The sequence below is a fragment of the Sinomicrobium halophytocola genome, from assembly GCF_052983395.1.
Genome location: NZ_JBRKIT010000005.1, coordinates 20,954 through 35,206, shown reverse-complemented (window position 1 = coordinate 35,206; position 14,253 = coordinate 20,954). Strand labels below are relative to the sequence as shown.

Sequence of the window (14,253 nt, the reverse complement as noted above, 5' to 3'; positions counted from 1 at the left end):
AGAATACCTTTTTGAAAGTGAATAAGATAAATATCCTGCTGCTGACCTTTTTGATATCGGGCACAGCATTGCTTAGTGCACAACAGACAGATTCCATACTTACCCCGGACCGTATCTATAACTCCCGGGAATTCCGGGCAGACAGGCAGCGGCCCGTTTTCTGGGTTGAAGACGGAGATGCTTTTGTTAGTATAGAACGTAACAGTCAGGGAGAAGACCAGTTGGTGAAATACATCAGTAAAAATAACAGGAGCAGCATCTATCTTTCCGCAGAAGCCATTACCCCGGAAGGCACGGACAAAGCCCTGGAAATAGAAGATTTTACCTTGTCGCCGGATGAGACCAAAGTGCTGATCTTTACCAATTCCAGCAGGGTATGGCGTTCCAATACCAAGGGAGATTACTGGGTGTATGACTTCGATAACGATAAATTGAGCCGGGTAGGAAAGGATTTTCCTTCCTCTTCCCTGATGTTCGCCAAGTTTTCCAGGGATAACAGCTTTGTAGCGTATGTACAGGGCTTTAATATCTATAAAGAAGATTTTACCACCGGTAAGGTCACCCGACTAACCACTGATGGTAACGGTGACATCATTAACGGTACATTTGACTGGGTGTACGAAGAAGAGTTCGGTATGCGTGACGGTTTTTCATGGAGCCCGGACGCATCAAAAATAGCTTTCTGGCAACTGGATGCTTCGGATATCGGTACTTTTTACATGATGAATAATACCGATTCGGTATATGCCAAACCTGTTCCGCTGCAATACCCAAAAGTGGGTTATGACCCGTCTGCAACCAAGGTAGGAGTGGTCGATGTAAATTCCAAAGCGATTACCTGGATTCCCGTTCCCGGCGATGCCATACAGCATTATCTGCCTGCCATGCAGTGGGTAAACGAAGATCTTTTGCTGATCCAGCAACTCAACCGGAAGCAGAACGAACTCCGTATTTACACTTATAAACCTTCCTCCGGGAAATTGAAAAAAATATATGCCGAAACCGAAGATACCTGGGTAGACCTGAGGTATCCGGATATCTCCTCCAATCAATGGGGAAATAACGATTTTCTGCTTACCGATAACAATACGGCTTTATTGCGTATGACCGAAAAAGACGGGTGGAGACATATCTATAAAATAAGCCTGGAAGACGGCAGCAAAACATTGCTCACGCCGGGCGAATATGATGTTGCGGCCTATTATGCCATCACAAATAAAGATATTTTCTTCAGCGCCTCTCCGGACGACCCCGCGCAGCGTTATCTTTACAGTGTACCGTTGAACGGAAAAGGAGATTTAAAACGCATAACCCCGGATAATTTCAGCGGCGTGAACACCTATAACATATCGCCGAATGGCAAATATGCCATTCACAATCATACCGATGCCGAAAATCCCGTTACTACCAGGCTTATCCGTCTGCCGGGGCATAAGACTATCAGTGTACTGGTGGATAATGAAGAATTGAAAGGTAAACTGAAAACTCTGCAACTCCCGTCCGTAGAGTTCTTCCGGGTAACTACTTCCGAAGGTGTTGAGGTGGAAGGACGGATAACCAAACCTTCCGGATTTGACCCTTCGAAAAAATATCCCGTGATATTCCATGTATACGGGGAACCCTGGGGGCAAATGGCTATCGATAGCTGGATAGGCCTTTATGATATTTTCCTGGCGCAGAAGGGATTTGTAATTATCAATATGGATAACCGGGGAACGCCTTCGCTAAAAGGAAGCGCATGGCGGAAGAGTATTTACAGGAAAGTGGGAGTGATAAATACGGACGACCAGGCACTGGCCGCAAAAGAAGTGCTGAAATGGGATTTCATAGACGACGAAAAAGTTTCTGTCTGGGGGTGGAGCGGAGGAGGTTCCATGACCCTCAACCTGATGTTCCGCTACCCGGAGATATACAAAACAGGAATAGCCGTAGCTGCTGTGGCCAACCAGCTTTTTTATGACAATGTCTACCAGGAACGCTATATGGGGCTTCCGCAGGAAAACAGGGAAGATTTTATCGAAGGTTCTCCCGTTACCCACGCCGGGAACCTGGAAGGAAATCTGCTGATCATTCACGGAACAGGAGACGATAACGTGCATTACCAGAATATGGAATACCTGGTCAATGAGCTCATCCGTAAGAACAAGCAATTCCGGATGATGGCTTACCCCAATCGCTCGCATGGTATCTATGAGGGAGCAAACACGCAACGTCACCTGTATACCCTCATCACAAATTATCTGCTGGAAAATAACGGGATGTAAAAGGGCAGGGTAAACGCATTAAAAAAACTATAATAGCAACGTTTTAAAATTCCATGTTGCAAGTTGCAGGTTTTCATAAACCTATAACCTGCCTTTCGGCCTTGGTTCCTGCCTGTCCGGCGGGTATACTAAGTCTACCGAAGGGCTCAGGGACCGGGAAAATCCGGTGGCTTCGATACATCCCGGCGGAGCCGGGACACTCAGCCACCTCGCTTTGTTCTTTCTGCAACTGGAACCTGTAACCTGGAACTTGTAACCTGGAACTTGTAACCTGGAACTTGTAACGAAAATAACTCCTCAACTCCAAACTACAACACGGTTACCGCTTATCAATTATCTCTCCTGTATAATGCGTTTGCCCTGTGTAAAAGGAGTCCGGGTTGGGAAAACTGACAAAAAAAGTCTATATTAACTGACTTAAAAGAGTGAAATGCAGTTTCCCTGGCATCTTTACATAATGGCTGCGTTGTATATCCTGGCAGGAATAAATCATTTTGCCCGGCCGAAAATGTATATGAGAATTATGCCGGCTTATATTCCTGCGCACCGTACTATGGTTAATCTAAGTGGCGTGGCGGAAATACTGCTTGGTCTGGGGCTGTGTTTTCCGGAGACCAAAGATTATGCGGTTTACGGCATTATTATCATGCTTGTTGTTTTCCTTCCGATACATTTTCATATGCTTTCTTCCCCGAAAGCAGGTATGGGCTTGCCACGATGGCTTTTGGTATGGAGAATTCCACTGCAATTCGTATTGATATGGTGGGCCTGGACCTATTTGAAAATTTAAATAAAGAAAGGGAAAACAGCATTAATCGTAGCAACAAAAAACAGGAAAATATGAAACCAACATTTGTCTTACTGGCGTTAACCCTTGCCGTGAACCATAGTTTCGCCCAGGAAACAACATATAAAACCACCGGTAGTATGGAGCGAATAGACCCGGCATTGGATGCGATTATGAATACCACGGCCAAAGCCGAAATTATTGCCGAAGGTTTTGTCTGGAGTGAAGGGCCTTTATGGGTAGAAAGCGAACAGATGCTGTTATTTTCGGATGTGCCGGAGAATACGGTTTACAAATGGACGGAAGAAGGCGGTACCGAAATTTATTTACGGCCAAGCGGTTATACCGGAACAGAACCAAGTCAGAGTAAGGAACCGGGCAGCAACGGACTGTTGCTGGATACCAAAGGTAATCTCGTTCTTTGTCAGCACGGCAACCGCCGGATGGCCAGAATGGAAGCGCCGTTAAGTAAACCGGAACCGGTGTTTCACAACCTGGCGGATAACTATGAAGGTAAACGTTTTAACAGTCCTAATGATGCGGTATACAGCAGTAACGGTGACCTGTTCTTTACGGACCCTCCCTACGGACTCCCGATGCAAAATGATGAGGACCCGACAAAAGAGATCAACTTTAATGGCGTCTATAAAGTGAAGCGGAATGGCGAAGTGTTATTATTGACCGATAACATCACAAGGCCGAATGGCATCGCGTTATTCCCGGGAGAAACAAAACTGCTCGTTGCCTGTTCCGATCGAAGCGCGGCAGATTGGTACCTGCTGGATGTCAACGATACGGAAAAAGAGCCTGTAATATTTTACAGTGCAACCGATCAGCGCGAAGGACTGAAAGGCTCGCCGGACGGATTGAAGATCGACAAAAAAGGAAATGTCTATGCCACCGGCCCGGGAGGAATATGGATATTTAATAAGGATGGAAAAGTCCTGGGAAAAATAAGATTAGATGAATCGGCATCCAATGTTGCCCTTTCGGGAGATGAAAAGACGTTGTATGTCACTAATGATATGTATGTGTTGAGGATAAGGTTGAGGTAGGTTAATTTACCGGTTGAAAGGAACCTCACTGATCCAATGAAATTTTCTGTTTAAAAGCAGAAAATCATCTAATTTCTTTTTTTTGAGATTTATCTTAAGTAAACGATTACCAAAATTCCCTTTTAGCATTAATAAACTATCCTGCGGAATAAAGTTCAAGTTATAAACTAGAGTTGAATCCCGATAGGAAGTGAATTGAATGGATTTCTTTACCGTATCTGTTTTATTTTCTACATATTCTATCTTGTCATTCATGGCCACAATTCCGCTATACCATTTATCAACTACAAGTTGCTTCCATCTTAAAGTATCTGTAACCAGGGAAGGTAGAGTGTCATTATTTAAGATAAAATATTGTACATCATAAATTCCATACAAAGGTGGGAGTGGCGATTTTTTTCCATAGGCTTTCTTTTGCTTGATTTCCATAGTAATTAATATAATTACACCTCCAATTAGTAAGATAGTTTTCAGAATTCTTCCAACAGTATTAAAGGCTTTCTTTTTAAAATAAGGCTTTATAGTGATAGGGGAAGTAGATCTATTCAATATGTAAAAATTGATGAAATTTTTTATATCTGGTATAATTATAAGAATAGCTATGAGCATAAGATGTGCCGAAAATAACTTCACCGGGACGTCATAACTCATGTTTAACATAAACACCTGTAACATAACGCCAAAGCATATTAATGCTCCCAATCGTGTAGTTTTTCTGAATAAAAGAAATATTCCTCCGATAAACTCCATAGTACCGGAAAAAATAGTATAGCTATCAGAATATTCCATAAAATTCCATAACAATCCCATTGGGGACGAATTCCCATAAGGTTTAATAAGATCAAACAAGGATAATTCGGAATATTGATTGGTAAATATTTTAGAAAAACCATAAAGTAGCATAAAAAAAGCTAAATAATACCTTAGTGTAGTTGTAAAATACCATAGCAAATTTTTGTAACTTCTTTCTTTTTTGTCCAAAGCAGACCATATACCCATAGCAAATATCGCGGCACAGAATCTAAGGAAGAATTGAACGTAACTAAAGGAAGTATCTCCACTTCCTCCTTTGGGGAGTGATAATTCATCTGTAAAATTGAATAAATTATGCCCAACCCAGGGAATTACCATTTGCCATAATGGGTTAAACACTGGAGAACATATATACAATACGAAGTAACAGAAGAAAAAACGGAACAGTACTTTTTGGGGTAAATTCCAATTACTGGAAAGAAGTGTGTTCATGATAATTAGGATTTAGGGGAATAGGTGATTCACAGGTGTAATTGATGTAGAAGTCTTAGATACTCCAAAACAAGAGTATAAAACAATACTTAATATTAACATGGCCAGAATCCCGGATATTCCTACCGGACTCCAGAATAAATCACTACCACCTTTCAAATAAAGTAAAATCATTGGAGCTGTGGCATTAATACTTCCATGAAGAAATGCAGGAGCTAGGACGGTATTGGATTTAGATCTTAAGAAAGAGAAAACAAATGTTGCCACAATACAAAAAACTATCATGAGCAATGACCCCAGAATAAAGTCGCTTTCGAAATTATATCCTAAAAATATTATTGGCATGTGCCAAATGCCCCAGATCATGCCAATAAGTATATTTTTCACGAAAATATTAGATTTAATATTTCTCAGTAAATAACCACGCCAGCCTAGTTCTTCTCCAAGTGTAAAAGGAAGATTAATAAGTCCTCCAATTGTACTTCCAAAAATGGAGATAATTATCAGTAGTATAAATGTATTCTCAGGTATTTTTACATTTTCAAAATTAGCTATCAGACCTTTGTTCATAAGGTTTTCAATAATCTCCTCTTTAGAAAATATCAAATTACCAAATCCTTCAAATGACATTATTTCTCCGAACAAATAGATTAGAAGAAAAACCAACGAATTGAATATTACTGCAATTAAAGGAGCCATAAAAAACCATCTATAATTAATTTTCTTAAGGTTAAAATATGATAATATTCCACCTCTCTTAAAACGCTCTATAATTAAAGTAGCAATTGCAGGGCCAGGCATATACCATAGTGCTGTAACCAAATAAAAAGTTAACGATTCAGTATTGGTTTCTTTAAGAATAAGAAAACTCGACCAGCTGATGATAAAAGTTAGGGCTAAATATAAAATTATTTTTTTCATACTGTTTTTAATTTCCTGTTAGGAAAATGAAGCCAAAGATTTTTGGGAATTAATAGAAATACCAAAGCTGCTGACATAGACAGGAAAAAGGTTGGTAAACCATGTACAAGAATAATCATAAAGTGAAAAAATATTCCTAAAACAAAGAGCATGTATTTAATCCTTTGTGCCATAAAGATAGAACAGAATAGCATTAACTCAAAGAAGAGAGTAAAAAAAGTCATAAAGGTTACTCCTACAGGATTATTAATTATAGGGTCAAAAATAAAAGCACTAATTTTTGACATTCCAAGTGTTGGTGAGTTGAAGAAATAATAAATAGCAGTACCATTCCTCCACTCCTCAAGCTTTAACTTAGCTATGCTGGCATTTAAATATATAATGCTTACCTGGATCATTAACATAAAAAAACAGGACCATAAAAACACTGTTTTAATCCTTTCTAACAAACTAATTTTTTCCGGAGGATGAATTTTATTCCATACCCATCTTCTACTATCAAAAATGCAAACGGGGATCAACAAGAAGGAGAGCACAGTATTCACTTGGTCTCCACCGTCAATAACGGTAGCACTCCCCGCAAAACTTACTACAATCCAATAATGTAGAACACAGGTATAACGAGGATAAAATCCAATAACAACCAAGAAGAGTATAAAAAGAGCAAAAATTTTTGCTATTTCTAATGAAAACAGTTCGGAAAATATACAAAAAAAACTCAATGCCGCTTCATTCACACAAACCGGAGCATTCTCTATACCTGATACAGGTTTAAAAATAGTATGGACATTATTAAATAAGAGGGATGAAAAGGTGCTCAATGCGAGTAAACTCCTGCCCAAACCATATACATTAGTCAAAGGAGTTATAGCAGAGAGCGAATATGTTGAATCTATTAAATCCTGAATTAATTTTCGCATATAGAATTTATTTTTATCAATTTTCCTTTTATATTTTCTTTATTAAAACTGTTGTTCCATGCCCATGGAATAGGATCTGTTACAATTAGTATATATTCCCCTTTTAATAATGGAGCTAATTCAGAGTTGACAAATGGAATTGACTTTAATGTATCAGCAATTTTAAATCCGTTTGTATAGCCTTCAAAATCAATCCAGGATTGTGATATGGTATTTAAGGCTCTGCCATATTCTACTCCCATGGCCCTAGAATCTTTTTTCAATCCAAAAAGATATTTCGGAGACGAATTGGGTTGTTGGAATAGCTGCCATTTCCCATCCACCTTTTTAAAGACTTGAATAAATTTATCTCTTGGGCTCTTCGTAAAGAAACTCCATCCTTGAGAAAAGTAATATTTAACAAAGTTGTTATTTGTAATGGAAAATTTTATTGGAGATTCCGGGATGCTGGAGATTAATACATAAATAAAAAAGATGAACCATCCCACCCCAAAAATTATGGTACAAAAAAATATCTTTTTTTTCATTAGCCTTGATAATAAAATGAAACAGAATAAGAGGTACTTGTCAGATATCAAAACTACTATATCTCAAAGTACCTCTTTATTAGTAGATGTCTATTTAGAATATTCTACTATCTCATTAACAAAAGATTCGGATTCGAAATTTGATTTAAGTATAAATGAATTTCCTGTAACTGTTTCAGCTCTATTATGTTCATAAACCCATAATAAAAATATTAATATAACAACGGCAACACAGGCTTCTTCCTCGGCTTGAACTTCGAATGATTCCTTGTTAGCATAATTAATAGCATTCAATTTGTCTATGTTAATAGAACCATCATCATTTTTTATGGAATTAATTCGTGAATTGATGTATAATTTATTTGCTAGATTTTCCGCAGTCATTCTTTTGGAAATATCAAGGTTATGTAATTTGGCAGTAACCTTTCGTGCATCCATTGAACTTTGCATTAATTGATCCCGAATTCTTAAATGATCTCCTGAAGTAATTATATTCTTGAAATTCACAAAATATTCCGGATCCTCTGCTTTAAATACATCAATTATATCAGATTGAACCTTATGTAATTTCTTCAAAATATCGGAATTCAATTTCGCTTTGATTACGGTTTGTCCATGTGTCGTGGGGAAAATTTTTGCAACTTCTCCTTCATAAAAAAAAACACCATTAAAAATGTCCTCTCCGGAAAATTTACTCAGCTTATTAAAGCTTTCTTCTCCTAATTCATTTTGTACAAGGTTATCTTTGGAACAACTAATAAACAAAATGATAAATGATAGTAAGAATGCTATTTTTTTCTCTTTCTTTTTAATGAATGTTATCATAATTTTCAGTTTTGTTTATTGAACATTGACAATGGAATTTACCAGGCGTTCTGTTTGAAATGAATCTTTTTCACTTGCTATATCCGTGGATGCTACAGCCTGTCTGCTAACAACCCAAACCCATAAGTAAACGGCAACCGCGACCGCAACTGCTACTACGGCTAATAATTGTTCTTTAGCCTCAATTGTCCCGGCATCTTTATACATTGCTTCCATCTTCTTTAACTGTTTAATATTGATTTCTCCATTGGCATCAAAGATATTTTCTTCATTTAGTGAAGCTTTTTTGGCAGCTTCCAAAAGAGAAATTCTATCATTGTAGTCGATCCCTGAGGCGAGGAAGGCTGCTTCGTGAACTTTTGGTGCTGCCGATAGTATGGCTTCCCTCACCTGGTAATGATCTCCGGAAGTAATAGCATGTTTAAAGCTTTCAAAAGCAGAACTTTCTTTTTGTTCGATAATATTTAGAATATCATTTTCTAAATTTTCGAGAGATGCTCTTGTCTCTAAATCCAATTTATCTAGAATTTCCTTTTTCTCGGCCAATTCAGGTATTAATGCGGTCATTTCACCGTCATTTAACATTATTCCTCGGAATAATTCCTTACCGGAATAATCATTCAGAGCACTTTCTATTTGATCCTCAGCAACATTATTTTTACTGCAACTAGCGAACATTAAACTAATAGTCACAGTAAGGATACAAATGGGATGTTGAGATATTTGTCTAATTTTTTTCATATTAATTTGATTAAATCCAGAAATACATTTTATTGTTATTCCGATGATGGTTATGGGAATAACAGTCTTATAAAAACTATTGAATATTAAAACTGACTCACATAATTTCCAAGATATAGGCATTAGTGATCAGGCTTAAATCAGATTCTATGCCTTCATCTTTGTTACATAATTGATGAAGGCATAGAGTTTAAATTTAAATGTTTATTATCCTCATATAGGGATACAATTTCTAATATCATCAAGACTATGACAGATAACTATTCTGGTCCATGATGAAGCCTCGTTCCCTCCCTGAATTTCAGCTTTGGACAAATTCGAAATAGTTTTCTTATTCAACTTTAATGACTTAAGCGATTTTTTTTTCATTAGGAATAAGTTTTGATTAAATATTTCCTTAAACCTTTTTAGATGCGTTAAGGTCTCACATCTATTAGCGCTAATAATTTGATTGTCATAAAGATATATAGGGGAATAAGCTAAATGCAAATGATGGTGACCTGAATTCTCGAATTTAAAGCTCCAAATTCTCGAATTTAGGGTACAATAAACCTTAGTTACCCCTTTTGTGTGGGATTTGACAAACGATTTAAAAATTAAGTACTAATTTTACTACCCCGAATGGAAGATATGGAGGTAAGATTTTTCCATTATTTCTTATTATCATGAACAGGTTTAAACTATATTTTTCTGCCATAGGTTATTTCTTTATATCCTTCATACACTGTCAGGAAGACGGGAGAAGGCTGCTTTTTGACTCATTATCCATGTATACCTACGAGGAATTGGAGAATAAATTCAATTATTTCCGGCACGACACGATCAGATCCAGAGCCTACGCAATGGAATATCTGAAAAGGGCAAAGGATAATAAGGACACTTTAAAACAGGCAGATGCGTATACTTTGTTCTCCAAGATTTATGAGCCCCCTATTTCGGAAAAATATGCGGACAGTATCATTAGCCTCACTAAAGACCTGGATGATTTTACCTACCCAGCTAAAGGATACACCATTAAAGCTTACGCCCTTCGGCTTATGGGAAAATATAAAGAAGCGTTGGACCTGTATCTACAGGCCCACCAACATACTTTAAAAAGGAACAATACGCTCCAGCAACTTTACATCAAATACCAGATTGGAATCTTAAAAAATGATATTGGCGAACACGAAGATGCATTACCCGCCTTCAAAGACTACATAAGGGAAATCAGAAAGCTGTATGAAAAGGACAGGAAAAAGCATGTCTATACCTATACCCGGGCATTATATGGCCTTGGCGATTCCTATAACAGAAATGGACTATATGATTCGGCCATAGCTGTCAATCAAATCGGCATGGATATCTCTTTGGAGGAAAAAAACGCATTGAATCCCGCATATTTTAGGATGTCCAATGGTATAACCGAGTATTTTAAACAAAACTATTCGGAAAGTATTGAAGAATCCATAAAAGCTGCGGAAGGGATGAAAAAAGTGGGGGATTCTGGAAACCTGATCATATGTTATATGTGTATTGGTAAATCCTATATAGAGCAAGGGCAATACGATTCAGTAGTCCCTTATTATGAAAAAATCGATTCCATAGTAAAAGCGACGGCAGACATCTTTCCAGACCTTAGAGAGGTGTATGAGTTTTTGATCGATTATTATAAGAACAAAGGAAATGCTCAAAAGCAGTTAGAATATGTAGAAGATTTAATCCATGTAGATAGTGTTATTTGGAACAATTATAAACATCTGTCAAAGAATATCAAAAAGAAATATGACACCCCCCGATTAATCCTGGAAAAAGACCAATTAATCGGACGTTTGGAAAAAGGGAATAATACTTTTAGGATTAGCATCATTATATTATTGATGGCTGTTCTTACCATTAGCCTTTTAATGTACATCTTTTATAGAAAACAACGGATTTACCGGAAGAAATTTGATCAACTCATAAAAGAACAACCTTCTCCCAACAAAAAGCTAAAGAAAATTGATCCCAAAGATGTTGAAGAACCGAATATCTCTGAAGAGGCATTGAATAATATTAGGAAAAAACTGGAAGCGTTTGTGAAGAACAAAGAGTTTTTGCGAAATGATATTTCCCTGAATTCTTTGGCTAAATCAATGGATTCCAACCCTAAATACCTCGCGATGGTTATTAAATACTACGAACAGAAAAATTTCATCAACTATATCAATGATCTCAAAATAAACTATGTTATTGATGAGTTGAAAAATAATCCTTCGTTCAGAAAATATTCTATTAAGGCTATAGGTCAGGAAATAGGTTTTAATAACTCACAATCATTTTCAAGGGCATTTCTAAAAAAGACAGGGATTTATCCTTCGTATTTTATCCAGGAGTTAGAAAAAGATAAGTGAAACTATAAATATATGTAAAACAGACGATTATGTATTTTAAAATGAGTTGAATTCTCGAATTTATACCACTATATGTATTCTGTTTTTGCTCTGTAATACTTAAATCCTTTACTTTTATGATCTTATTAACCTCAAAATCCAATAAAGATGAAAAAAGAAAAAGAACAGAAAAAGCTTAGCCTGAAAAAAACTAAAATTTCGGCTATTCAAAATCCCTACGCAATTAAAGGTGGTAATGAGAGCGATGATGATGATTGGACAGGAAGGACGACACAGCGCGGAGGGAATTAGCAATAATTACTGTTGTTTCCGGATTAGAAACCTCTGTTCACGATTCCTGAATTCCCATATCTGTATAAATATTGATAGCATTTTTAAATAGATATTTATATAAGTTTGGATATATAATAAACCCATAAATGAAATATACCTTCTCTTTTGTGTCGATTATTGTTTTGATATCCCTTATAGGCTGCCAAACCGAGTCTCCATCATTATTACCAGCCAAAACAGTTACGGATACTTATCATGGGATTAAAGTTGAAGATCCTTATAGATATATAGAAGACCTAAAAGATTCTACCGTACTGGATTGGTTGAAAAAGCAGAACCTATCTGCCAAAGAAATACTCAATGGCATCTCGGAGAGACAAAATATTATGGAATCCCTTAAAGCCTTTGACCAAATGCAATCCTCGAAAATCACAGGGTTGAAGATTGCCGGCAATGACAGGCATTTTTATTTAAAACGGGGTGCTAAAGATAACGAAGCCAAACTATGTTATAGGGAAAGCTTTGATAAAGCAGAAGTACTGTTCTTTGATCCCAAAGATTTTAAGCCCGGGGAAGATACCGAATATATTATAAATTATATTGAGCCTGACTGGGCCGGTAAACATATCGTAGTCAGCTTATCTGAAAAGGGAAAGGAAATCTCGGAAATGATCGTTTTTGACGTGGAAACAAGAGAACGGTTACCGCAAATTATAGACCATTGCTGGCCCTCCGCTACTGGAGGGATTAAGTGGCTATCTGACAATTCCGGATTTATTTATATTCACCTTCCCGAAATTGATTCCAAATCGGATGATTTTTTGCTTAATACAAGTTCCGTAGTTTATAGATTAGGAGATGACCCTAAAAACCTTCATGAAATATTTTCAAATTCAGCAACTCCTGATGTAAACATTAAACCGGCAGATTTTCCAGCGGTATTTTTCGAGGATACGGAAAGTAAATATTTGTTGGGCAAATTGGCCGGGGTAAATTCTTTTTGGGATGCCTATGTAGCCCCTTTACCGAATGATATTTATAATGCGAAATTGAGTTGGGAACCCCTTTACAAAGCAGAAGATCAGGTTAAGAAAACTGTAGTTATAGGTGATTCCCTGATATTTACCTCTGCAAAAGGGACCCCAAACTTCCAAATCGGGATTACTTCCCTGAAAAATCCGGATTTTGATGACCCAAAAATTCTCGTCAAAGAAATACCTGATGAAGTGATCACAGATTTTGAAGTCACTTCCCGGGGTATATTTTATAGTACTACCAGGAATGGAATAGAGGCATTCCTTTATAGATATGACAAAGGAGTAAGTACACCAATTAAACTTCCTGAAGTATCGGGAAGCCTGTCCATATCGTCCAAAGGGGTGAATTTCCCGGATCTATGGGTCGTTACCAAAGGATGGACCAGCAATGGGAACAGGTATACCTATGAGGTTACTACAGATACCTTCACACAGGCAAATTTGGTAAAAAGTAAAGAGCTTCCTGGAGTAAAAGATCTTATCATTGATGAAGTTGTGGTCAAATCTCATGATGGAGTGGAAATTCCATTGTCCCTGATCTATAGAAAAGGACTAAAAAAGAACGGTAAAACCCCTGTGCTTTTTAGAGGATACGGAGCATACGGCTATTCCATGAAACCGACATTTTCTTCATCTCTTTATGCCTGGATAAAAGAAGGTGGCATTTATGCCGTAGCCCATGTCAGGGGTGGAGGGGAAAAAGGAAATGCCTGGCATGAAGGAGGGTACAAAATAACCAAGCCGAATACTTGGAAAGACCTGATCGCTTGTATCGAATATACGATAGATCAGGGGTATACCTCTCCAGAGCATACAGCGATATGGAGTGCAAGCGCGGGAGGTATTCTTATCGGTAGAACCATGACTGAGCGGCCCGATTTGTTGGGAGCAGCTATCGCAGAAGTGGGTTCCATGAATTTGGTGCGTTCCGAGATCCAGCCCAATGGTCCTAATAATATAAAGGAGTTTGGATCAGTTAAGGACTCCACAGGATTCAGGACGTTATTGGAGATGGATTCCTATCATCATATCAAAAAGGGAGAGAAGTATCCTGCTACTTTAATTACGGCAGGCATGAACGATCCCAGGGTTGTAGCTTGGGACCCAGCAAAATTTGCGGCCCGGCTACAGGCAGCCAATTCTTCGGATACCCCCATATTATTTGCAATTGATTTTGAATCTGGTCATGGTAGGGGAGATTCTAAAGCCAAAGAGTTTGAAAGGTTAGCAGATGTATTGGCTTTTGCACTATGGCAGATCAAGTAAGGATTGATCCATCTAAACCC

The 14,253-nt window shown here is 37.7% G+C and carries 12 protein-coding genes; 6 read left to right on the top strand and 6 right to left on the bottom strand.

All coding sequences use genetic code 11. The features are described 5' to 3' along the window. Positions 1 to 17: 17 nt before the first annotated feature. The 3 genes from ACVBDY_RS01255 (at position 18) to ACVBDY_RS01245 (ending at position 4,106) form a co-directional block, all read left to right on the top strand. Positions 18 to 2,264: a S9 family peptidase gene (locus tag ACVBDY_RS01255; RefSeq protein ID WP_447173658.1), complete on the top strand. Its 2,247-nt coding sequence runs from the start codon at positions 18 to 20 to the stop codon at positions 2,262 to 2,264. A gap of 430 nt (positions 2,265 to 2,694) precedes the next feature. Next, the gene (locus tag ACVBDY_RS01250) at positions 2,695 to 3,054 is read left to right on the top strand and encodes a DoxX family protein (RefSeq protein ID WP_447173657.1); all 360 of its coding nucleotides are present in this window, start codon (positions 2,695 to 2,697) and stop codon (positions 3,052 to 3,054) included. A gap of 50 nt (positions 3,055 to 3,104) precedes the next feature. Next, positions 3,105 to 4,106, top strand: coding sequence for an SMP-30/gluconolactonase/LRE family protein (locus tag ACVBDY_RS01245; RefSeq protein WP_447173656.1), 1,002 nt, complete (start codon positions 3,105 to 3,107; stop codon positions 4,104 to 4,106). Between the two features lie 6 nt (positions 4,107 to 4,112). Here the strand turns inward: ACVBDY_RS01245 and ACVBDY_RS01240 are convergent, their stop codons facing one another. From ACVBDY_RS01240 to ACVBDY_RS01215, 6 genes are all read right to left on the bottom strand, one after another. Further along, positions 4,113 to 5,351, bottom strand: a complete 1,239-nt coding sequence (locus tag ACVBDY_RS01240; protein ID WP_447173655.1) for a DoxX family protein — start codon at positions 5,349 to 5,351, stop codon at positions 4,113 to 4,115. A gap of 12 nt (positions 5,352 to 5,363) precedes the next feature. Next, positions 5,364 to 6,272 (bottom strand): CPBP family intramembrane glutamic endopeptidase, encoded by a 909-nt coding sequence (locus tag ACVBDY_RS01235; protein WP_447173654.1) that lies wholly within the window; start codon positions 6,270 to 6,272, stop codon positions 5,364 to 5,366. Then, entirely contained in the window at positions 6,269 to 7,192 is a 924-nt protein-coding gene (locus ACVBDY_RS01230) for a sporulation-delaying protein SdpB family protein (RefSeq protein WP_447173653.1), read from the bottom strand. The genes ACVBDY_RS01235 and ACVBDY_RS01230 overlap by 4 nt, the downstream gene beginning before the upstream one ends. Beyond that, positions 7,180 to 7,719, bottom strand: coding sequence for an SdpA family antimicrobial peptide system protein (locus ACVBDY_RS01225; RefSeq protein WP_447173652.1), 540 nt, complete (start codon positions 7,717 to 7,719; stop codon positions 7,180 to 7,182). Before ACVBDY_RS01225 ends, ACVBDY_RS01230 begins: the two co-directional genes overlap by 13 nt. Before the next feature lie 90 nt (positions 7,720 to 7,809). Next, a complete protein-coding gene (locus ACVBDY_RS01220; protein ID WP_447173651.1) occupies positions 7,810 to 8,544 on the bottom strand; it encodes a sporulation delaying protein family toxin in 735 nt (244 codons plus the stop codon). A 15-nt stretch (positions 8,545 to 8,559) separates the two neighbouring features. Beyond that, positions 8,560 to 9,285: a sporulation delaying protein family toxin gene (locus tag ACVBDY_RS01215; RefSeq protein WP_447173650.1), complete on the bottom strand. Its 726-nt coding sequence runs from the start codon at positions 9,283 to 9,285 to the stop codon at positions 8,560 to 8,562. Positions 9,286 to 9,950: 665 nt separating this feature from the next. On the opposite strand from ACVBDY_RS01215, the gene ACVBDY_RS01210 reads away from it, so the two are divergent. The 3 genes from ACVBDY_RS01210 to ACVBDY_RS01200 all read left to right on the top strand — a co-directional run bounded on the left by ACVBDY_RS01210 (position 9,951) and on the right by ACVBDY_RS01200 (position 14,233). Then, positions 9,951 to 11,657, top strand: coding sequence for a helix-turn-helix domain-containing protein (locus tag ACVBDY_RS01210; RefSeq protein WP_447173649.1), 1,707 nt, complete (start codon positions 9,951 to 9,953; stop codon positions 11,655 to 11,657). Positions 11,658 to 11,804: 147 nt separating this feature from the next. Then, the gene (locus tag ACVBDY_RS01205; RefSeq protein ID WP_447173648.1) at positions 11,805 to 11,948 is read left to right on the top strand and encodes a hypothetical protein; all 144 of its coding nucleotides are present in this window, start codon (positions 11,805 to 11,807) and stop codon (positions 11,946 to 11,948) included. Positions 11,949 to 12,076: 128 nt separating this feature from the next. Continuing rightward, positions 12,077 to 14,233, top strand: coding sequence for a prolyl oligopeptidase family serine peptidase (locus tag ACVBDY_RS01200; RefSeq protein WP_447173647.1), 2,157 nt, complete (start codon positions 12,077 to 12,079; stop codon positions 14,231 to 14,233). Positions 14,234 to 14,253 lie beyond the last annotated feature (20 nt).